19 protein-coding genes and 1 pseudogene are annotated in these 21,466 nt (G+C 62.3%); 8 read left to right on the top strand and 12 right to left on the bottom strand.

The window, feature by feature from the left end:
• Positions 1-51 precede the first annotated feature (51 nt).
• Genes BLU76_RS06930 through BLU76_RS06920 form a run of 3 tightly spaced genes read left to right on the top strand, consistent with a single transcriptional unit; the run spans position 52 to position 2,426 of the window.
• Positions 52-873: a molybdenum cofactor biosynthesis F family protein gene (locus tag BLU76_RS06930; protein WP_092141259.1), complete on the top strand. Its 822-nt coding sequence runs from the start codon at positions 52-54 to the stop codon at positions 871-873.
• On the top strand, positions 866-1,666 hold the full coding sequence (locus BLU76_RS06925) for an SDR family NAD(P)-dependent oxidoreductase (RefSeq protein ID WP_092141263.1): 801 nt from the start codon (positions 866-868) through the stop codon (positions 1,664-1,666). Before BLU76_RS06930 ends, BLU76_RS06925 begins: the two co-directional genes overlap by 8 nt.
• Positions 1,659-2,426, top strand: coding sequence for an SDR family oxidoreductase (locus BLU76_RS06920; RefSeq protein WP_092141266.1), 768 nt, complete (start codon positions 1,659-1,661; stop codon positions 2,424-2,426). The genes BLU76_RS06925 and BLU76_RS06920 overlap by 8 nt, the downstream gene beginning before the upstream one ends.
• A 98-nt stretch (positions 2,427-2,524) precedes the next feature.
• Here the strand turns inward: BLU76_RS06920 and feaR are convergent, their stop codons facing one another.
• The 3 genes from feaR to BLU76_RS06905 all read right to left on the bottom strand — a co-directional run bounded on the left by feaR (position 2,525) and on the right by BLU76_RS06905 (position 5,675).
• Positions 2,525-3,487, bottom strand: a complete 963-nt coding sequence (gene feaR / locus BLU76_RS06915) for a transcriptional regulator FeaR (protein WP_092141268.1) — start codon at positions 3,485-3,487, stop codon at positions 2,525-2,527.
• Positions 3,488-3,610: 123 nt separating this feature from the next.
• Positions 3,611-4,231, bottom strand: coding sequence for a DUF3156 family protein (locus BLU76_RS06910; RefSeq protein ID WP_170867281.1), 621 nt, complete (start codon positions 4,229-4,231; stop codon positions 3,611-3,613).
• Positions 4,176-5,675, bottom strand: coding sequence for an APC family permease (locus BLU76_RS06905; RefSeq protein ID WP_092141271.1), 1,500 nt, complete (start codon positions 5,673-5,675; stop codon positions 4,176-4,178). The genes BLU76_RS06910 and BLU76_RS06905 overlap by 56 nt, the downstream gene beginning before the upstream one ends.
• Positions 5,676-5,968: 293 nt before the next feature.
• Here BLU76_RS06905 and BLU76_RS06900 point away from each other — a divergent pair.
• Positions 5,969-6,570, top strand: a pseudogene (locus BLU76_RS06900) (hypothetical protein); the annotation flags it as partial.
• Between the two features lie 52 nt (positions 6,571-6,622).
• Here the strand turns inward: BLU76_RS06900 and BLU76_RS32065 are convergent.
• Positions 6,623-7,594 (bottom strand): methyl-accepting chemotaxis protein, encoded by a 972-nt coding sequence (locus tag BLU76_RS32065; protein ID WP_092141278.1) that lies wholly within the window; start codon positions 7,592-7,594, stop codon positions 6,623-6,625.
• Positions 7,595-7,802: 208 nt separating this feature from the next.
• On the opposite strand from BLU76_RS32065, the gene BLU76_RS06890 reads away from it, so the two are divergent.
• Positions 7,803-9,290, top strand: a complete 1,488-nt coding sequence (locus tag BLU76_RS06890) for an aldehyde dehydrogenase family protein (protein WP_092141280.1) — start codon at positions 7,803-7,805, stop codon at positions 9,288-9,290.
• Between the two features lie 145 nt (positions 9,291-9,435).
• Here BLU76_RS06890 and BLU76_RS06885 read toward each other — a convergent pair whose 3' ends face one another.
• The 5 genes from BLU76_RS06885 to BLU76_RS06865 all read right to left on the bottom strand — a co-directional run bounded on the left by BLU76_RS06885 (position 9,436) and on the right by BLU76_RS06865 (position 15,293).
• The gene (locus BLU76_RS06885; RefSeq protein ID WP_092141283.1) at positions 9,436-10,893 is read right to left on the bottom strand and encodes an amidase; all 1,458 of its coding nucleotides are present in this window, start codon (positions 10,891-10,893) and stop codon (positions 9,436-9,438) included.
• Between the two features lie 17 nt (positions 10,894-10,910).
• Complete coding sequence (locus BLU76_RS06880) at positions 10,911-12,167, bottom strand: MFS transporter (RefSeq protein WP_092141286.1); 1,257 nt, start codon at positions 12,165-12,167, stop codon at positions 10,911-10,913.
• Between the two features lie 12 nt (positions 12,168-12,179).
• The gene (locus tag BLU76_RS06875) at positions 12,180-13,112 is read right to left on the bottom strand and encodes a SphA family protein (protein WP_092141289.1); all 933 of its coding nucleotides are present in this window, start codon (positions 13,110-13,112) and stop codon (positions 12,180-12,182) included.
• 69 nt (positions 13,113-13,181) lie between these two features.
• Entirely contained in the window at positions 13,182-14,174 is a 993-nt protein-coding gene (locus BLU76_RS06870; RefSeq protein WP_092141292.1) for a helix-turn-helix domain-containing protein, read from the bottom strand.
• A 111-nt stretch (positions 14,175-14,285) separates the two neighbouring features.
• A complete protein-coding gene (locus BLU76_RS06865) occupies positions 14,286-15,293 on the bottom strand; it encodes an ABC transporter substrate-binding protein (RefSeq protein WP_092141298.1) in 1,008 nt (335 codons plus the stop codon).
• 395 nt (positions 15,294-15,688) lie between these two features.
• Here BLU76_RS06865 and BLU76_RS06860 point away from each other — a divergent pair, with 395 nt between their 5' ends.
• From BLU76_RS06860 to BLU76_RS06850, 3 genes are all read left to right on the top strand, one after another.
• Positions 15,689-16,228, top strand: a complete 540-nt coding sequence (locus BLU76_RS06860) for a kinase inhibitor (protein WP_092141300.1) — start codon at positions 15,689-15,691, stop codon at positions 16,226-16,228.
• Between the two features lie 5 nt (positions 16,229-16,233).
• A complete protein-coding gene (locus BLU76_RS06855; RefSeq protein WP_092141303.1) occupies positions 16,234-17,052 on the top strand; it encodes a helix-turn-helix transcriptional regulator in 819 nt (272 codons plus the stop codon).
• Positions 17,053-17,288: 236 nt separating this feature from the next.
• A complete protein-coding gene (locus BLU76_RS06850; RefSeq protein WP_092141305.1) occupies positions 17,289-18,200 on the top strand; it encodes a LysR family transcriptional regulator in 912 nt (303 codons plus the stop codon).
• Between the two features lie 199 nt (positions 18,201-18,399).
• On the opposite strand, the gene BLU76_RS06845 is transcribed toward BLU76_RS06850, so the two are convergent.
• From BLU76_RS06845 to BLU76_RS06835, 3 genes are all read right to left on the bottom strand, one after another.
• Positions 18,400-19,380, bottom strand: a complete 981-nt coding sequence (locus BLU76_RS06845; RefSeq protein WP_371856933.1) for an ABC transporter substrate-binding protein — start codon at positions 19,378-19,380, stop codon at positions 18,400-18,402.
• 241 nt (positions 19,381-19,621) lie between these two features.
• Positions 19,622-20,791 (bottom strand): acetylornithine deacetylase, encoded by a 1,170-nt coding sequence (gene argE / locus BLU76_RS06840; RefSeq protein WP_092141310.1) that lies wholly within the window; start codon positions 20,789-20,791, stop codon positions 19,622-19,624.
• Positions 20,784-21,458: a DUF1028 domain-containing protein gene (locus BLU76_RS06835; protein ID WP_092141313.1), complete on the bottom strand. Its 675-nt coding sequence runs from the start codon at positions 21,456-21,458 to the stop codon at positions 20,784-20,786. Before BLU76_RS06835 ends, argE begins: the two co-directional genes overlap by 8 nt.
• Between the last annotated feature and the right edge of the window lie 8 nt (positions 21,459-21,466).

The raw sequence follows: 21,466 nt of genomic DNA, 5'->3' as shown, positions 1-21,466 counted from the left end.
TACCCGGCACCGCATGATCCGTGTGGCTAATTCAACCACCGGAGCCTTGTAATGAGCACATCTTCAGACTGGATCACCGTCGGCGCCCTGGCCGATGGCTTTGCCCCCGAAGCTTTCATCCTGCCAAACCTGGCCGACCTGGACAGCAAGACCTTCACCCTGCATTTCGCCAATGGCTGGCAGATCGAGCACCGCTTCGAGCAGGACACCCTGACCTGGAACGCCGCCGATGGGCACTCCAACGGCAGCGCGACCTACCGGGCCACATCCGTACGCCCGGGCCTGTACCTGGTGGACTTCATCAAGCGCGAAGGCGAGCTGACGCTGTCGGTAAGCCTGGTGCTCGATACCGCCAGCGCCGCCTTCACCGCCGTGATCGGCCGCATGCCGAGCCAGCCGGAAACCGGCGAAGGCCTCTACAGTCGGGCGCTGGCCGGCAAGCCCCTGACCTCGGTTCAAGCGCAGTTCCTGCACGGCAGCCTCGATCGTCCCTGGCAGCCTGGCCTGTGCCCGCACACACCGACTACCGAATTGGTGGGGCTGCGCAACTTGTATCGCTACAGCCCGAGCGAGGTCTACGAACACATTTACCTCAACGACCAGTTCTACTCCTGGCAGTGCCTCAAGGGCGTTGAGCAAGGCCTGTGCGACACCGATCGCTGCGACACCTACAAGATCGCCGATCAGTTGTACCTGTTCGTCTGGCGGGAAAAAATCATCCCGACCCTGGGCCTGGTGCTGATCGACCTGCAACAGCACCGCAGCGACGGCAAGATCTTCGGCTACGCCGGTGCGTCGTTCGATGAGTTCTCCAATTTCCCGGTCAGTTCCTACTGCCAGGTACTCAATCAGACGGAGTATCCCGATGCCTGAATCACGTACCGTGGTGATCACCGGTGCCGGTACCGGCATCGGCGCCGCCTGCGCCCGCCTGTATGCCGCCGAAGGCGCCAACCTGGTGCTGATCGGCCGCCGTCGCGAGCCCCTGGAAGCACTCGCCGAGGACATCGGCGGCCTGGTGCTGGTGGGCGATGCGGCCTGTCCGAACACCTGGGACGGCTTCATCGAGCAGATTTTCACGCGCCATGGCCGACTCGACGTGCTGCTCGCCTGTGCCGGTGGTTTGGGCATGGGCAGCGCCACTGAGACTCAGCCATCGGCCTGGGAAGCGGCCCTGCGCAGCAACCTCGACAGCGCCTTCTACAGCGCCCGGGCGTGCCTGCCACTGCTGCAGGAAAGCGCCGGCAACATTGTGCTGATTGCCTCCATCGCTTCGTTGGCGGCAGGCCCCCACGTGTGCGGCTACACCACAGCCAAGCATGCGCTGTTAGGCCTCAACCGCTCCCTGGCAAGGGATTACGGGCCTCACGGCGTACGGGTCAATGCAATCTGCCCAGGTTGGGTCCGCACCCCCATGGCCGATGAAGAAATGCAGGCACTGATGCAGTTCCATGGCGAAACGTTGCAACAGGCCTATGACCGGGTCTGCGCCGACTTGCCGTTGCGCAGGCCGGCCAGCGCGGAGGAAATCGCCAACGTCTGCCGCTTCCTGGCCTCCCCTGATGCGTCGATCATCACCGGGGCGACGCTGGTGGCCGATGGCGGCTCCAACATTGTCGATGTACCGACACTGGCCTTCAGCCGGATGGAGGCCAGCGATGTCTGAGGATCTGGATTTCAGCGGCCAGACCGTATTGGTCACGGGCGGCGCCCAGGGCATTGGCCGGGCCATCGTTGAAGCGTTTGCCCTGCGTGGGGCTCGCGTGGTCATCGCCGACCTTGGCCTGGCGCGCGCCGAAGCGGTGGCCGACGAATTGACTGCCGAGGGCTGTCAGGTACAAGCGGTGGGGGTTGACCTGGCCGACGCAACGGCGGTCTTCGGGATGATGGCCGAGCTGGAGCAGCGCTTGGGGAGGCTGGATACCCTGGTGCACAACGCCGGGTATTTTCCGCTGACACCGTTCGCCGAGATCACCCCGTCGATGCTCGAGCGTACGCTGGCGGTGAACCTGTCGGCGCTGTTCTGGCTGACCCAGGCCGCGCTACCGATGTTCCGACGCCAGGGCCGAGGCTGCGTGCTGGTGACCTCTTCGGTCACCGGCCCGCGGGTGGCGTATCCAGGGCTCAGCCACTACGCGGCCTCCAAGGCCGGGGTCAATGGTTTCATTCGCAATGCCGCGCTGGAACTGGCGGCCGAGAATGTCCGCGTTAATGGGGTCGAGCCGGGCATGATCGCGACACCGGCCATGGCCAACCTGGGCGACGATGAAGTCAACCAGGACATTGCCCGCCGAGTGCCGCTGGGTCGATTGGGCCAACCGAGTGACATCGCCGGCGCCATGCTGTACCTGGCATCGAGCCTGGCCAGTTATGTGACCGGGCAGACTTTGGTGGTCGACGGGGGTTCGACGTTGCCGGAGGTCTGAACCTGAGTGGGGGGAGTCAGCTTGCGGTGAGGGTGGATGGACCACCGTCATCGCGAGCAAGCTCGCGATAGCGATCATCCAGTCAACGACGACCTCATTCAAGCCATCCCTTGCCCCTCCTGCAAACGGCTGGAACGAAACTCCTTGGGCGACAGCTCGAACTGCTTCTTGAACGAACGGCTGAAATGCGCCGAATCGGTAAAGCCCCATTTGTAGGCAATCGAGGTAATGGACTCGTCCCGCAGGAACGGATTGGTCAGGTCATCAGCGCTGCGCTTGAGCCGGGCCCGCTGGATATAGCGGCAAACGCTGTCATCCTGCTCTTCGAACAATCGATACAGATGCCGCACCGAAATATTCAGTCGATTGGCCAGGCCCACCGGGCTGAGGCCGGGCTGGGTCAGTGACTCGTCGATGACCTTCTGTACATAGCTGCGCAGATGGCTGCCCTGCAACGCAACCCCCTCATCACGGGCATCGCTACTGTGCTCCAAGGCCGAGCCCAACAGCGAAACGAAGGCACTCTGCAACGCTTCACCCTCGCCCGCGGCGCCCTCGCCGTCGGGTGTGTCCCTGCACAGCTGGTCCATCAAGACATGCAGCATCCGCCCACACGCCTTGCTGGACGAAACCTTGCCGAAAGTCTTGGTCTCCCCGCCCAGTTGTCGCGACACGTCCTGGCGAGACAAGGACAGCACCGCGTGCTCGATCAGGCCGAACGGGCTGATCTCAAGCGCCCCCACGGAATCCATCAGCAGCAGTTCACCGGGTGCCAGCTGAATGCTCAAGCCGTTCTGGGTAATGCGGCAGTAGCCGCTGCGCTGGCTGACCAGGAAGCAATCCTGGTCATCGTCGTGATCCGCGTTGGGTAGGTGACGCTTGATGCTACCGGCGTTGGTGCGCAGGTTCGCGAGGGCAAGGCCACCCCGATGGAAATTCGACACTTCACCAATAAACAGGGAACGATTGAAGGCCAGCTCGGTATCGAAGTGGCCGCAAGTCGCCCGCAGATCCCGGTTCCAGGTGTCCAGACCGTCCTGCCCAACCTGTTGCATGCTCATGGCATTCTCCGCAGTGGCTTTTTGTTTTTGTGCGGCAATAGTTAACATGTTATCTATATACACGCAACAAGTACCTGATCGCCAGAGCAGTAGCAGGAATGATGCCAGGGCAGCACAACAGAATCAGAGCGTTGCCAGTACCCGCTGCAGACCGCTCAAGGTTGCCAGCAAGACGCAGCGCTGCTCGCGGCTCAACGGGATATACCGACGAAAGGCCGGCATGCGATTGACCACTTCGCTACCGCCCATGTGTTCCAGGCGCACGCACCACTGGCGTCCCTGCAAATCGATGCGCAGCCGTTTGAAATCCAGGGGCATGAGGGCCTGATACAGCACAAGATCCTGCTCCACCGCCGCCTGCAACCGGTCCGCCAGGTCACTGCGCCCGTCCCGCTGCCGGCAGCGAATACCACTGCGCCGAACAGCCCCGCCGTGGTGCAGCTCCAGGCGCGCCGTGCCCTCTCGGGAGGCAGGCACGCGCAGGACGAACTCGGTCATCACCAGGTGCATCAACAACTGCGACTCGGTGCGTTCGACGATCTCCAACTGCAAGCTGCCATCGTCGGTGGCTGCCGTCGCCGTGGTCAGGCCCGTCACCTCGAATTGCGCCAGCGCCAGGTTGCGCCGCAGGTGTTCCAGGGTCACCCCGGGCCGATACCCGGCCGGGGTGTGCTGGGCGCTGAACAACTCAGACAGTTTTTGCAGCAGGGTCGACAAACTCGCCCGCAAGTTGCCCTGGTTCATGGGAGAACTCCTTGGCCAGCACGTCTTCTACCGACGCTGGCTTGAATGGATTGACCCTCTGTACCACCAGGGTCCAGAACAAGGCGTACGCTGCCGTGCCACCGAGCATCACCGCGAAGGGCACGTAGATGTCTGCCGGGTTCATGCCGGGCGGTGTGATGAACCACATGCCCAGCATAATGCCGACACTGGACAGGATCTGTGGCAACGGGAACCACGGCGAGCGATAGGCCCGCGGCAGATCGGGACGACGAATCCGCAGGCTGACCACCGACACGGTCACCAGCAGGTAGGCAAAACTCCAGGCGCACACCGCGGCCAGCACCAGGTGCATGATGTTGTCGGTATTGCCACCCAGCCACCACGCGTGCAGGCACGGAATCAGCATCGCCACCAGGATGCACAGTAACGGCGTCTTGAAGCGCGGGTGCAGATAGGTGAAGATTTTCGGCAACGCACCGTCCACCGCCATGCCGTAGAGAATCCGCGGTACGCCGGCCATCAGGGTGTTGATGGTCGCCGCACCGGCAAACAGAAAGCCAATGCCCAGCCACATCGGGCCGATATCGCCCATGACCTGTTCGGCGAAGCGTGGAATCGCCATGGGGGTGTCCAGCAGATGCACGCCGCTGGTGGCATCGAGCAGCACGTTTTCCACTTGGCGCTTCATCGCCGCACCGTAGATGAACATGCAGGTGGCGACGCTGAACAAGCCCAGCATCATGGCCCGGGGCATGGTCCGAGCGGACTGGCGCAGGTCCGGTGCCAGCGGCGTGACGAATTCGCAGCCGACAAACATGAACATGGCCATGCCCACCAGCGACAGCACCGTGACCATATCGGTGCCCACCACGGACGCGCCGAACCAGCCCTCCAACTCCACTGCCGGAGCGGCGATCAGGCCCAGCACGCCGAACACCATCAGGGTGGTCCACATGCCGAACGTCAGGATGATTTCGGCCCGGCCAAAGGCGCTGACGCCGAACGCGTTGAGCACGCCAAAGACCACCACGAACCCCACGCCCAGCAACCAGGAGCCACCTGCCGATTCGGCCAGGGTGTTGAGGTGTTCGAAGTTCACCAGGGCCATGACGCCGGCCAGGATGGTCTCGGCGGTTCCGGCGAACACATGGACAATCAGATAGGCCGACAAGGTGCCAGTAATCGCGAAGAAACGTCCCATGCCACAGTTGATATAGTCATAGACCGAGCCGGTGGTCGGGAGAATCGACGCCGCCTCGGCAAACGTCGTCGCCTGGGCCAGCATCATTACCACGGCGATCAGCATCGCCACGGCAAAGGCGCTGCCGCCAATGCCAAAGCCCATGGTCGCGGTGAGAATCACGGGACTTGCCATGATCAAGCCAATGGTGCTGGCCAACGCGGTGGGAAAGCCCACCGAACCCCGGTTCAAGTGCTCGGTGAGCCTGTCATTGATCGACATGGTGCAAGGTCCTCGAAAGCGTATTTTTAGTATGGATGCCACAGCCGTCCAGGAACCGGCGATCATGCCTTCCCCAACCAGTCCCTGATCGAAACGGCGTTGCGTGCAGCCTTACTCTGCGCCGCACCGCGCCGGGCGTCTTGCCCATGTCTGCCGCCGGTTTTGTTGCTGCCTGCCAACACCGCCGCGCTGGCGGCCTGGATCAACTCCATGGCAGGCAGGTGAAAGACTTCCCTGGGTACCTCTCCCCTTAATGCGCGCTCTACTGTCCAATCGCACTGGGGAATTCCACCATGGGGCACACACGCCGTACACCTCTGCTGCGCAATGCCCATCGGCTTGGGCATCGCCCTGCTGGTCGCCGATTCACCGGCCCAGGCTTATGAGCTTTATTCCGACGAAGATACCACCGTCATCGGCAACTTCCTGGCGGTCTACGGGCTGTTCAACAGCCGCAAGAACTACGACGGCTCCACCGGTGGTTCAAGCTGGCGCGAAGACTTCATTAAGTATGGCCTGAGTATCGACCAGACACTCGGCAACCTGGGCAGTTTCTACGGGACGGCCAACCCTGGAATACACCGCCGCGCCTGGCACCCTGGGGCTGGCCTATATCCATGGCATCGATGTCGATGACCGCTACGCCAGCAACTTCCAGAAACAGCACGAAGGCATGGACATCTACAGCCTGCGCGGCGCCGGCAATGCTGGCATCGAAAACGCCCACTTCTCCTTCGAGTACGCCTGGCAGGACAAGGACGCGGGCCCGGAGAAAGCCTGGTACGGCGAAGCCGGCTACACCTTCGCCGACCTGCCCTGGACACCGGACCTGACCTATCGCTACAGCCGTTACTCCAAGGACTGGGACTCGATGTTCAACGGCCAGAACCGTGGCGGTTGCGTTCTGAACGTGGCGGGAGCTGCCCCGACGGCAGCTCCCGCTCGGCTTACTGTTTGTGCTGATGCAACATGGTCTGGATCTGATGGGTCGCCTGCCGGGTGCTCTGCGCCAGCTTGCGCACCTCATCGGCCACGACTGAGAAACCGCGCCCGACATCTCCGGCCCTGGCGGCTTCAATCGCGGCGTTCAAGGCGAGCAGATTGGTCTGGTCGGCAATGCCCTTGATCACCCCCACCACCGTGGCAATCTGGGCGTAGGTCACCTGGTTCTGTTCGAGCATGCGCTGATGGGTGGACTGGGCCGAGCGCTCATCGCTGATATCACGCACCGCACCAATGACCCGCACCAGTTGCCCATGCGAGTCGCGTACCGCCCGACCGCGTTCACGACACCAGATGTAATCCCGGGTCTTGTGGCGCATCCGGTATTCGAAGACGTATTCACCGCTGCCCTGGGAGCCAAGGATTTCCTGATCGAAAATGGCCATGATCTTGGGCAAGTCGTCCGGGTGGGTGATGCCGACCTGGGCATCCCAGCCATCGGGCAAGTCATCCGGCCCATACCCCAGCAGCGAACGGAACTGACTGGAAAAGCGCATGCCACTGGCCGGGTGCTGGAGGTCACCGTTGACGACCGTGATATCCCAGCAGCCTTCAGTCAAGGTCGATTGCAGCAACTCCCAGATCTGCGCATCCTGGCGTTGTTGCTGTAGATGCTGGCTGTGTTCGCCCAGACGAACTTCAAGCGCCTGCTCGCGCTCAAGGGCTTGCTCCAATTGCTGGCGAACCCTGTGCATCTCACGCTCGCAGTGCTGCCATTGCAGGGTTTGCGCCTGCACTTGTGCTTCGACCTGATGCAGATGTGCAGTCGCGCTCGCCACCTGCCGTGCATGCTGCTCAAGGACGGTGCGCAGTTGCGGATACGCGTCGAGCTGTGGCGTGTCCTCCGTTTCGCCGGTCAGCACGCGTTGCACCTGCGCAGTCAACGCCAGTCTCTGTTTGTTGGTCTGGAGAAACATCGCCCGCCCCTATGCCATCAAGTCGAAACCCGAATCTGATCGCAAACCGGCCTGGCTGGCTTGTCCCTGCCTGCACGAGGCCTTGCTCCTGGCTGCCAACCACCCAGGCTGGCAGCCACAGACATACGGCGCGGCAGGCACAGTCAAGCTGGATGATCCTGCCGGGATTACCCTCGGGGCTTTCCCTATTCGTGATCAGGAAACCCTCATGAGCGATATTGCCCTGCTGCCTCCGGTCGAAGCCTTCCTCGGCAAACATCACGCCCTGTTCATCGACGGTGGCTACGTCGAAAGCCAGAGCAGCCAGACACTTGACGTCGTCAATCCTGCCAACGGCCAAGTCATCGCCCAGGTCAGCGACGCCACTTCCGGCGACATTGATGTGGCGGTGGAGTCGTCCCGCCGCGGCTTCAAGCAGTGGTCCCAAACGGCACCCGCGGTCCGCGGCCATGTGCTGCTCAAGTTGGCAGACCTGCTGGAACGCAACCGCGAAGAGCTGGCGCAGATCGAGACCTGCCAGTCGGGGAAGATCATCCACGTCTCCCGGGCCTTCGAAGTCGACCAGGCCGCACATTTCCTGCGCTACTACGCTGGCTGGGCGACCAAGATCAACGGCGAGACGATCACCCCATCACTGCCCTCCTTCGCTGGCGAACGCTATACCGCATTCACCTTGCGCGAACCGGTCGGAGTGGTGGTCGGTATCGTACCGTGGAATTTTTCCACCATGATCGCCATCTGGAAATTGGCCTCAGCCCTGGTGACCGGTTGCAGCATCATCATCAAGCCCAGCGAGTTCACCCCGCTGACCATCCTGCGCATCGCTGAACTGGCCATCGAGGCCGGCCTTCCGGCCGGTGCCCTGAATGTGTTGACCGGCGGCGGCCAAGTGGGCAAAGGGCTGATCGAACACCCAGGCACCAACAAGGTCTCATTCACCGGTTCCGTGCCCACCGGCCTGGCGGTGGGCCAAGCGGCCATGGGCGCCGGGTTGACCCGTGCAACCTTGGAACTGGGCGGGAAGAATGCGGCGGGGTTCCTGCGTGATATCGATCCCGAGGTGGCGGTCAACGGCATCATCGAGGCCGGCTTTCTGCATTCGGGACAGATCTGTGCAGCAGCGGAACGGTTCTTTGTTCATCGCTCGCAGATCGAGTCGATCATGGACAAACTGGCCCAGCGCCTGAGCAAACTCACCATCGGCTCGCCCTTGGACGAACGCACCGAATTCGGCCCGGTGACCAACCGCCAGCACCAGCGCAAACTCGCGGAATTCTTCGCCAAGGCCCGCGCACAGAACAACACCATCGTCCACGGCGGCAAGCTGATCGATGGACCCGGTTGCTATGTGGAGCCGACCATCATCCTCGCCAATCGCCGCGACGACAGCCTGCTCAACGAAGAAACCTTCGGCCCGATCGCCACGTTCTTCCCTTACGACAGTGAAGAGGAACTGCTGGAGCTGATGAACGACACGCCCTACGGCCTGAGCGCCAGTCTCTGGACCAACGACCTGGGCAAAGCCCTGCGCATGGTTCCCGCCATCGAAGCTGGCACGGTCTGGGTAAACATGCACACCCTGCTCGACCCGGCGGTGCCTTTTGGCGGCAGTAAATCTTCAGGGATAGGCCGTGAATTCGGCAGTGCATTCATTGATGATTACACCGAACTGAAGTCGGTGATGATCCGCTACTGACCTTCAAGGGCTCTGTGACAACCCCAGAGCCCTATCAGCAAAAATCCCGCTTGTGGGAGCGGGTTTGCTCGCGAAAGCGGACTATTCAGTCAACCATGATGCCGACTGACCCAACGCCTTCGCGAGCAGGCTCGCTCCCACAGTTTCATCGCCGGCAGGCGTTGACCCGTGGAACTCGGCCGCGCCAGGGCTGGGCGCGTTCCAGTTGGGCGGCCAGGGCCAGCAAAGTGTTTTCCTCGCCAAAGCGACCGGCAAAATGCGCCCCCATCGGCAGGCCATTGGCGCTCCAGGACAACGGCACGGACATCGCCGGCTGGCCGCTGGCATTGAACAGTGCAGTGAATGGCGAATAGCTGTGGTAGCGCTCGATCAATTGATCCAGGCTCATGCACACATCCTGCAGATCCAGCTCGCCAATCAGCACCGGTTCACGGGTCAGGACTGGGCTCAGGATCACGTCATAATCCTGCATGAACACCGCCAACTGCCGGCCAAGGGCATGAATCCATTCCACCGCCGCGGCATATTGGGCGCCGCTGACGTTGCCCTTGTCCCGCAAGATGATCCGGGTGCGCACCTCCAGCTCTTCGGCCTGCACGGCAAACCCACGCATCTGGCCCAGCAGGTCGACATAGTGACGAGAGCTGGCGCCAATGATGGTGAACACGTGGTCGAGAAACTCCAGCAATCCCACCGGCAGGCTCACCGGTTCGACACGGTGCCCCAGGGACTCGCACAACCGCGCGGCCTCGCCCACCGCCTGAAGGCTCTGGGGTGACGTAGGCCAAGGCTCGAGTTGCTCGATCAGGGCAATGCGCAACGGCTTGGGATCAGCCTGCACCGCCATCACATACGGCAACGCCTGGACCGGCGCGGCATAGGGCGCCCCCAGGTCCCTCCCGGCGGTGGCGTCCAGCAGCGCCGCACTGTCGCGCACCGACAAGGTAATCGCATGGGGCGTGCCCATCCCCGCCCAGCCCTCGCCCACTATCGGCCCCGACGGCATAAGGCCACGGCTGGGCTTGAACCCGAACACACCGCAGCAAGACGCCGGCACCCGCAATGAACCACCGCCGTCGTTGCCATGGGCGAACGGCACCACCCGGGCCGCCACCAACGCCGCCGCGCCACCGCTGGAGCCACCGGCGCTGTGGTCGGTGCTCCAGGGGTTGCGGGTGGCGCCGAAGCGCGCGGACTCGGTGGAGTACGAGGTGCCGAACTCCGGCGAAGTGCTGGTGCCCATCACTTGACATCCGGCACGACGCAGACGCGTCACGACTTCCGATTCGAAATCCGCCCGGAAGTCGCCCAGTGCGCGTGAGCCGTTAGTCATCGCCGCGCCGTGGACCGGCGAAAACAGGTCTTTGATCAAGGTTGGCACACCGGCCAGCAAGCCTTGGCCAACCTGTGGCGTGCGCACGGCTTGCCGGGCCGAATCGTACAAACGCTCGGCCACCGCATTGAGCTGCGGCTCGACCCGCTCCAGGCGCTCGATGGCGGTTTCCAGCAGTTCGCCGGGCTGGACTTCGCCACGCCTGACCCACTCGGCCAGCGCCGTGGCGTCTTCACTGTCCATCAAATGGTGGATGTCTTGCATACCCATGTTTCAGATTCCTTATGTCACGACGATTGATGTGATCCGACGGTGCTCGCCTGCCCCTGGCCCCGTGCACGCAGACCGGCAATGACCCAGAGCAATGCCAAGGTAAAACTGGCCAGGGCCAGCCACTGGATGGCGTGACGCAGGTCACCGGCGAAGACAACCACCGACGCCACCACCAGCGGACTGACGAATTGGCCGATGTACAGGCACGAGGTAAACCCGCCCAAACCCCGGCCGCGGGTGTTGGCGGTCAAGGCATTCATCACCGGCGCCATCACATTGGGCACCAGCAACCCGGCCCCCAGGCCCTGGATGAACACCGCCACCAGCACAGCGTTGTAGCTTTGCCCGCGCATCAGCAACCACAGCCCCAGGCCCATCAAGCCGAGCAACAATGCGTTGCAACCGGCGATGCCGAAGCGACGGCGCAGCAACGGCCACATCAGCGAACCGCCCAAGGTCGCCAACAGGCTCAGCCCCGCCGCCAGGCCGATCAGCGTGCTGGAGGTGACGCCCAGGCTGACCAACAACGTCGGCGCCTGGATAGGCATGATGAATGTCAAGACCATGCCGCCCAGAATCATCAGGTAGCCGACCAGCAGTGGCAGCACGGCGACCTTGGCCGGAGCCGACTCATCGACGCGCTGCTCGACCTTCTGCTGCTTCGTCACCGGCGGTTCCCAGAGGATTTTCATCATGGCCGGCACCAGCAGCAGTGGCAGCAGATACAACAGGAATGGCGCACGCCACGAGTGCTCGCCGAGCACACCGCCCACCACGAAAAACAGCGCCCCCACCAGGCCAATGGTCACCACCTGCCGGTTGACGTAACGCAACCGCTCCTCGCCCTGCCAATAGTCGGCGATCAGCGTCGCGCAGCAGGTCATCACCGCCGCCTCCGTGCACCCGAACAACAGCCGCACACCGACAATCGAAGTCAGGCTATCGAGCAGGGCCGGTAATGCACCGAGCAAGGCGTAGAGCACCGTGGCAATCACCAGCAACGCCTTGCGTCCAACCCGGTCGGCCAACCAGCCAGCCAACGGCGCGCACACGGCAATCGCCAGGGCGGGACCGGTGATCGCCAACGGCACCAGCAGATCGGCGCGCGGTTCCAAGGGACCGAATTCGGCACCCAACCGGGGCAGGATCGGCGTGACCATCACCGCGCCCATGATCGTCAGGCTGCTGCCCAGCATCAGCACTGCGCCTTCGCGCCAACTGGCCTGGCGCGACGGGGTGGCCGCCGTTGAAACGGAACTTGATTGGTTCATGACGAGCCCCTTCTAGAAACTGTGGGAAATACGCAGCGCCGCGGTATAGCCCTCGGCGCGATTGCGCGCATCGAGCTCCTTGTAGACATGCAGCCACACCGGTGGAATGCCAGGCTTGAAGTAGCTCACCGCCGGCCCGACCGCCAACACCCGGGCGCGATTGCCCGCCTCCAGGCCCGGCGCATCGTCATCGGTGAATTGCCGGTAGTAATAGCCGCCCACGCCCACCGTCCAAGGGCCAACGTGTTGACCCACGGCGAACTCGTGGCGGTATTCGACGCCGTTCTTGTAGTCGGTGGCGTGGTTGCGGGTGTTGATGTCGGCCTCAAAGCTCGAAGACACCTCGAAGCCGCTGTCGGAGATGTAGGTGGCGTTGAGGATCGGCGAGAAGGTCCAGTGGTTGAGGCCCGGCGAGATCAAGCGATCCTTGTCGTAGTCGCCGGTGGGGGCCTGGATCTGGAACTGGGCATTGACGAACAGGTTCGGCGACAGGGTCCACTGCAAAATCACCGGCAACACCTGCATGTCGGCCATGCGAAACGGATCGGCTTCCAGGTCCAGCGGGCCGACAGGGGTCTGCACCTGTAGCGAAGCGTCCATCTGGAAAAACGGCACGACGGCGCCGAAACCATACTTGGCGCCCAGCACGGTGTAATCGGTCATGCGCATGTAGGCGAGGCCGATGGACAAGACATCCAGGGAGAAATGGTTGTCCACGGACTTGCCGTGGCGATCTTTCTGTACGTTGGCCGAATAGAACGCGGTACGCAGGCCGACAGTGCCAAAGGGCGTGGCCGGCGGCATCATGCCCGCGCCGAAATCATAGACCCCGACCGCCGTGGTCGGTGCGCCGTTTTCGGTGCCATGGGCAGCGGTGCAGGCACCGATCAGCCCCAGGGTTAACCACGTACAGTGCCAGGTGTTTGTTTTTTTGTTTTGGTACATCGAATGCCCCTCCGACCATGTGGTGTCGGGGTCATCCTAGGGAGCCGGCCGGTCAGCCGTTATCCGTTTTCAGCACAGATGCGTGCGGCGCAACGTGTGTGATGGGGTTTCGCCGAACAGGGTCCGGTAATCACTGGAAAACCGACTCAAATGCCAGAACCCCCAGCGCGCTGCCACCTCCTGCACACCCAGCGCCTGATCGCCATTGCGCAGCTCACGGCGCACCGCATTGAGGCGCAACGCCCGCAGATAAGCCACCGGATTGATGCCCAGGGTCTCCTGGAAGCAATACTGCAGTTTGCGTCGGCTGGCACCGATGTGATTGCACAGGTCGAGGATCGACAGCGGCTCATCGACATGGGTCAAGGCATATTCCCGGGCGCGGTCGACCATGCGTTTGCGCGCCGTGGGACTGAGCGGCGGCGCTTCGTCAGGCGCCACCAGTTCCAATATGTGCAACGTCACCGTGTCCCGCAGGCCCCGGCGAATCGACTCGTACCCCAGCAACGAATCACGCCCCTGCTCGCCCCCTTCAAGCTCATCGAACAACGCCGCAAGCTCGGCGGGCAGCGTCGAATTGCCAAGACGGTAACACTTGGGAAGATCGGTAATTCGAAAGCGACTGCCTTGGCGCTCCAGCACATGTTCCAACGCCTGCTCGTCGATGGCGACACCGAGCAGATCCAGATGCTGGGGGGTGCGCAGCTCGGGCAGGTTTTGGCCGCGGGCGACCAACAGGCTGGGTTCGACAATCGGGTGCCCGGAGCAAAAGACCGGTCCATCGGCACTCAGCGGCACGCTGAAGGTGATGGCGCCCTCCCAGGCCATGCCTTGCTTGGTCATGGCCTGATTAGAGCGGTCGCGCACCAGTTGCATCCAGTCCGAGCGGAACTCGATCAACTCACCGTCGAAACGCCCGGGGGTCAACTGGTCATAGCAGACCTGCCAACCCCCCATGTTGCGGGCGTGCTCATCGATGTCAGCGGTGCGGAACCGATTGATCGGCAGCGTCGGCAACAGGTCCCACGAGACCGCTGGCTGCGCCATGTTGGAGTTGTTCATTGACCCGACCTTTGATGATTCCAGGGCTTACGGGTCAAAGCTCAGGCAAGTTCCATTCCGCCCCGTGGGCCGGTCGGGCAATTGTGCCGAAAACGGATAATCGGCCCGGATTCAGCTGCCGGCGTCGGCATGGGCCTCTTCGAAGAAATAGTCCTTCCAGCTGTCAGCCTTGTTTTTCAACACGCCCAGTTCATGCAGTTTTTCGGCATAGATGTAGGTGCGTTGCGGAACGACGGTGAAGTCGATTTCGGGGTCGGTGACGATTTTCTCCACCAGCGCCAGCGGCAACTTGGACTGTTCAACGCGGATGTAGGTCTGGGCAGCGGCCGGCTTGTCGGCCTTGATGATGCCTTGCGCCTCCACCAGGGCATCGTAGAACGCCTTGTAGGTCTTGGGGTTTTCGTCGTGGAATTTTTCCGTGGTGTAGAGCACGTTGAACGTCGCGGGCCCGCCCAGCACATCATAGGAACTGAGCACCTTGTGCACATTGGGGCTTTGCAGTGCCTGGTACTGGAACGGTGGGCTGGAGAAGTGTGAATTGATCTCCGACTGGCCGGCGATCAGCGCCGCCGTCGCATCCGGGTGCGGAAGGCTGACCGAGATGTCGTCGAATTTCTTGAAGTGATCGTTGCCGAACACCTTGGCGGTTTCGATCTGCAACGTGCGCGACTGGAATCCGACCCCTGCGGCCGGGACAGCGATCCGGTCCTTGTCGGTGAAGTCCTTGAGGCTCTTCACGTTCGGGTTGTTGGTCAACAGGTAGTTGGGCATCGATCCCAGCGAGGCGATGGCCTTGACGTTCTGCTTGCCGCGGGTCCGATCCCAGATCGTCAGCATCGGTGGAACGCCTGCCGACACCACATCCAGAGCGCCGGTCAGCAAGGCCTCGTTCATCGCCGTCGCGCCGGAAATGCTGTTCCAGTCCACTTTGATATCCAGGCCCTGGGCCTTGCCATGCTTCTCGATGAGCTGCTGGTCACGCACCACATCCAGGATCAGGTAGCCGATACCGAATTGCTGGGCGATGCTGATCTTGCCCTCGGCGTGGGCCAAGGGATTGAGCAGCGCAGTGGCCGCCAGGGAAACCAACAAGGTGAGCGCAGGACGCTTGAAAGCCATGGTCTGGTGAACCTCACAGTAGGTGAAAGACTGAAGATAACGACTTTAAAGCTATAAGAATATTAATTTAAATACCTTAATGGCATATCAATAGCACCTAAATATTCGGTATCCGAGCCCATGAAGCCGCACCCACGGGCACGATCACTTGATAACCTTGCAGACCTCCCCTCACGAACACCCGGCGCGAAGCGAATATGAACGAGATGTCCCTGGATATCGGCATCGCCACCGAGTCCGCTTTCAAATGGCCCAGGTGCTGGAATGGCGCCTGGTTAACACAGGTCAGTAGTCAATCGAGCATTTCGGCACTTTGGCCGAGCGTTTCGGCACAGTAACCACTCTTTGTTCATCCTAGACTCGAGCTTCACTTTTAAGCCCCAGATGGAATCACGATGAAAATCAGGTCACTCCTGCCTGCACTCACCATGGCCGTAGCATTCAGTGGATACGCTGCCGACTTCTCACTGACCAGCCGGGATATTGCTGACAACCGTCCGCTGACCAGTCGCGAAGTGTTCCAGGGCTTCGGTTGCGAAGGTGGCAACACGTCTCCTGAGCTTTCCTGGACAAACGCCCCCGCGGGGACCAAAAGTTACGCGATCACGGTCTATGATCCCGATGCGCCGACGGGTAGCGGTTGGTGGCATTGGACGGTGGTCAACCTACCCGCCTCTACCAATAGCTTGCCAAGAGGAGTGGGAGCGAACCTGCCTGCCGGTGCCGTACAAGGGCGAACCGATTATGGCCAGCCAGGATTCGGCGGGGCTTGCCCACCTGTAGGGGATAAGCCCCATCGCTATCAATTCACCGTATGGGCATTGAAAGTCGATAAGCTACCCCTCGACGGTGAGGCCAGTGGCGCCTTGGTTGGATACATGCTCAATGCCAACGTCCTGGCCAAAGCGACGATCACTTCAACTTACGGACGTTAAAAACGATGCGCGCTTGTGACGGCATACAGCACCGGGAAAACATTATCGATGCGTGTGTCATACAGGCGCGACAGCCCCTTAGCTTGTCAAGGGTACCGGTGTTCGCGACCACTCTGTGTCGAGTGCGGCAGGGGGAAAAACTGTTGCAATGGGATGACCGGGAGATGCGCGCGGGGCCGCAACATCTGATTCTGATGCCGGCCGGACGCGAGCTTGGTATCTCGAACTTCCCCGGCCCTCACGGTCACTACATCGCCGATGCGGTCACCTTTCCCCTCTCGACACTGCGTAACTTCAGCAGCCAATATAGCCAACAGATCATGAGCCGTCGCGGTGCACTGAAGACCGATCTGTGCGTCCCTCTGGACAGGCACACGACACAGGCATGGAATCAGCTGTTGGCCTCCATCAATGCGAACGCCCCGGACGCATTACGCACGCTCTATGGGGAAGCGGTTCTTCTGAGCCTGTGCCTTGGTGGCCAGATCGGACCTTTGCTGATGGGGCGCAACGATCCCATTTGCGAACGTGTGCAGCAGATGGTGATGGGCAGCCCGGAGAGAGACTGGACGGTGGCGAGCGTTGCACAGCAACTTAACCTGGGTGAGTCGACATTGCGCCGCCAACTGGCGAATGAGGGGGACAGTTTCAGGAGCATCCTGGAAGGCGTTCGACTGGCGACGGCGTTGCAATGGTTGCAAACAACGTCTCGTCCCATCGGTGAAATTGCCGGAGCCTGCGGTTACGCCTCGGCCTCACGTTTTGCGGTGCGCTTTCGCTCACGCTATGGCCTGTCGCCACGTGAATTGCGGGCAACGATTTAAGCATTCCGGTGAGGTTCCCTCCGTTCGACATAACCTGGCACACCGTCGATATCCTTCGGGTCTTCGCCGGTCTTTCCCGACGCCTGCCAACGATCCTTGGGCAGGCGTTTTTTCCGGCGCTCGTCCCCAAGCCAGCCTGAATATCGTCACTGCCCAGCAAAATCCGCATCAATGCCCGCCCATCGTCCTCCGTGCACAAGGTAAGGTAGGCAGAATCATCCGGATCGAGGTGCGCCGTGGCGTCCTATTCCCTACGTCAGCTGAAGTACTTCGTCACCACCGTCGAATGTGGCAGCGTCGCCGAAGCCTCTCGCAAGCTGTACATCGCCCAACCGTCGATCGCCTCCGCCATCAAGGGCTTGGAAGACAGTTTCGGTGTGCAATTGCTCATTCGTCATCACGCCCAGGGAGTATCGCTGACGCCCGGCGGCGCGCGCTTCTATCGCAAGGCCCAGGAACTGCTGCGCATGGCCCGGGAGTTCGAGCAGAACGCGCTGGCCGATAACGATGTGGTCAGCGGGCAGATCGACATCGGCTGCTTCGAAACCGTCGCTCCGCTCTACCTGCCACGGCTGATCGCGGGCTTTCGCGAGCGCTTCCCGGGGGTGGAAATCCGCGTGCAGGATGGCGAGCAACAGGAGCTGGTGCAAGGCCTCACAGGGGGGCGTTTCGACCTGGCGATTTTTTATGAACACGACCTCGACAGTACCATCGAGACCGAAGCACTGACGGCGCCGCAACGCCCTTACGCGTTGTTGCCGGTGGGGCATCGCTTCGCCGACCAGGCCCAGGTATCGCTGCGCGACCTGGCCCTCGAACCGATGATCCTGCTGGATGTGCAGCCCAGTCGCACTTATTTCGTGAGCATCTTCGAGGAGCTGGGCCTGACGCCCAACATTGTCTTCAGCTCGCCGTCCATCGAGATGGTGCGGGGCATGGTCGGCCAGTCCTTTGGTTTTGCCGTACTGGTGACCCGCCCGCACTCCACCTGCACCTACGATGGGCAATACCTGGTGTGCGTCGACATCGCCGAGGACGTGACCGGTTCGGCACTGGTGGCAGGCTGGCTCAAGCGCGCGCACCTTACCAAGCCGGCGCAGTTGTTTGTCGACTATTGCAAGGAACAGTTCAGGCAATGGCTGCCTTGAGCCACGACAGGCCAGGCACAACTGCCCGCCCCGGCCTGTAAGTAAAACACCAACCCCGTAGCGAGGGAGCTTGCTCCCGCTGGGTTGCGCAGCGACCCCATGCAAGCCGAACGCGGTCAGGCTGATACACCGAGGCGCCTGGTGTTGGGGCTGCTGCGCAGCCCAGCGGGAGCAAGCTCCCTCGCCACAAGGGATGTTTCTAGCGAGCGGCCCAGGCGTTGAAGCGTTGCTCCAGTTCCTCGCCATGGTCGACCCAGAACTCCGCGTCCACGGCTTGGGCTTCAGCCAGGTTGGCCTCGGCGGTGGGCAACTGTTCCTGTACCGCCGTCGGCAACAGCGCCAGTGTCTTGCGGTGCACCGGCCCATAAGGGATGTTTTCCGAAAACACCTTCTGGGTCTGCGGCTGGCTGGCAAAGGCAATGAACTGCTCGGCCAGGGCCTTGTTCGGCGTGCCCTTGACCACGGCCCAGTACTCCGGGTCGTAGAGGCTCTGCGGCCAGACGATGCTCAGCTTCATGCCTTCTTTCTGCGCCGACGCGATGCGTCCGTTGTAGGCCGCACTCATCGCCACGTCCCCCGCCACCAACCACTGCGCCGGTTGCGCGCCGGCTTCCCACCATTGGATGTTCGGCTTGATCTGGTCGAGCTTGGCGAATGCCCGGGACACGCCTTCCGGGGTGTTCAGCACCTTGTACACGTCGTGCGCCTTGACCCCGTCGGCCAGCAAGGCGATTTCCAAAGTGTACTTGGCGCCCTTGCGCAGGCCGCGCTTGCCTGGGTACTCGGCAACGTTCCAGAAATCCGCCCAGGACTTGGGTGCCTTGGCGAGCTTGCTCTGGTCATAAGCCAGGACCATCGACCAGACGTAGGTGGCGACCCCACATTCATTGAGTGCTCCCGGCACATAGTTCGCCGGGTCGCCCAGGCGCCCCAGGTCAAGCTTCTCGAACAGCCCCTCCTCGCAACCACGCAACAGCTCTGGGCTCTCCACTTCGACGACGTCCCAGCTGGTGTGGCCGGCGGCGACCATGGCCTTGATCTTCGACAATTCACCGTTGTATTCGCCAGCCACGATGTTTCCCGCGCCGCTGGCGTTGAAAGGTTGGAAGTAGGCCTTGTCCTGGGCCTGCTTGGTGGCGCCGCCGAAGGAAATCACGGTCAAGCTCTGGGGCGCGGCCATGACGCTTGAACTCAACAACGCCAATGCACACGCGATATTGCAACGCAAGGATCTGGACATGAAGCGGTTCCTCGAAAATACCGGCTCGCCCGCACGAGCCGGTGACGGGACTCAAAAGTGACCGTAAATACGGGCGGCAAGGTCTACAGCAAAGGCTCTTGTCGGCCTGTTCATGGGTGTCGCCTGGCTGACCGCGAGGAATCTCCTTCCCTTGAAATCGTCCTCCTCAGGCACCTTGCGGTCAGCAATCATTGGGTTCACAGAGATGGCTCGCCAGCCGATCCATCAAGCGGTCGCAGGCGGCCATTTGTTCAACGCTCACGTATTCGTCGGGCTTGTGCCCCTGGTCCATGCTGCCGGGGCCACAGACCACCGTCGGCACCCCGGCCTGATGGAACAGGCCGCCTTCGGTGCCAAAGGCGACGGTGCCGAACGCGTCGCTGCCGCACAGTTGCGCAACCAGTCGGGCGGCCGCGCTGTCCGGCGAAGTGGCGAGGCCCGGGTAGGCCGACAACGGTTCGAAGCGGATTGCGGTATCCCCCGCCACCGCCTGCATGGCCGGCAGCAGGGTCTGCTCGGCATAACCTTGCAATTGCTCGACCACCACGAGGGGATCGAAATCCGGCAAGGCGCGCACCTCGAAATCGAAGCGACAGTCCGCCGGGACGATGTTCAGCGCCGTGCCGCCGTGGACCACCCCGACCTGCACCGTGGAAAACGCCGGGTCGAAGCGCGGGTCGTGCCGCGAGGGTTCGGCCAGTTGCGCGCCGATCTCGCCCAACCGCCCGATCAGGCGCGCCGCCTGTTCGATGGCGTTGACCCCGTAAGGGGCGTAGGCCGAATGGCAGGCCGCCCCTCGCACATGACAACGCATCGCCAGCTTGCCTTTGTGCCCCAGCACCGGTCGGAGTTGGGTGGGTTCGCCAATCAGGCACAGGGCCGGTTGCGGAACTCGCCGAACCAACACCTCCAGCAAGCTGTGAACGCCCAGGCAACCCACCTCTTCGTCATAGGAAAACGCCAGGTGCACCGGTCGCCGAAGCGGGCTGGCGAGGAATGTCGGCACCGCTGCCAGCACTGATGCCAGATAGCCCTTCATGTCCGCCGTGCCGCGCCCGAACAGCTTGCCGTCCAACTCGCTCAGGCAAAACGGATCGACCGTCCAGGCTTGGCCATCCACCGGCACCACGTCGGTATGCCCGGACAAGACCACGCCACCGGACACCGCCGGACCGATACTCGCCAACAGGTTGGCCTTGGTCCGCTCTGGGTTGTAAATCAGCTCGCAGGCCACACCCAAGCCTTGCAGGTAATCGCGAACGAACTCGATCAGCGCCAGGTTCGAATCGCGACTGACCGTGGCAAAGCCCACCAGGCTGGCGAGCATTTCCCGGCTGCGCAGCTCATTCATCGCCCGGCACGCCATAGCTGGGCGCCGCTGTCGGGTCCAGGGCACGGGTCAGGTAATCCAGCAGTTGTGGCTGATAGGCCAGCCAGAGTTTCTCCAGCTCGCCGATGGGATTTTCCTCGGCCCAATCCACCCGCAGATCGACGATGGGCCAGGTCAGGTCATCCACCACCGACAACGCCGCCGAGTGCACCGCCCCGGCTTCGCCACCGGCCGCCTGCCCGGCCTGCAGCGCGCTCAGCAGGCGTGACGCGAGACAACCACCGCCCCGCTCGAAGGTCGTGACCATGGCCTCGATCACCGCAGCGTTGGCCAACAGATTGCCAGCCGCCACGCATTGCTCACCGGCCACGGCGTTGTGGGTGCCCAGGGTATGCTCGCCGCTGAAAATCGCCGTGCGGCCCTCGGCATCGATCACCGCCACCTGCCGGTATTGGCCGTAGCCGTTGCGCGCCAGGGTCCGCTCCAGCGCCGCTTGCGCGGTCAGGCCGCTGGCCAATTCATCGAGAACCTGCGGGCCCAGGGCCGGCAGCGTAATGTTCTGGCTCGACACCGCGCCGACGCCGGCTCGCAACCAGGGACAACGGGCACCCACGGCAATGCTCGAGGAGCTGATGGCGATGCCTAACTGGCCAGTTTCGGCGCAGCGCCCGACGATGGAAAAAGTCATGCCGCACT

This window comes from Pseudomonas sp. NFACC08-1 (genome assembly GCF_900106735.1).
Lineage (GTDB): Bacteria > Pseudomonadota > Gammaproteobacteria > Pseudomonadales > Pseudomonadaceae > Aquipseudomonas > Aquipseudomonas fluorescens_Q.
This window is presented reverse-complemented; position numbering and strand designations above follow the sequence as displayed.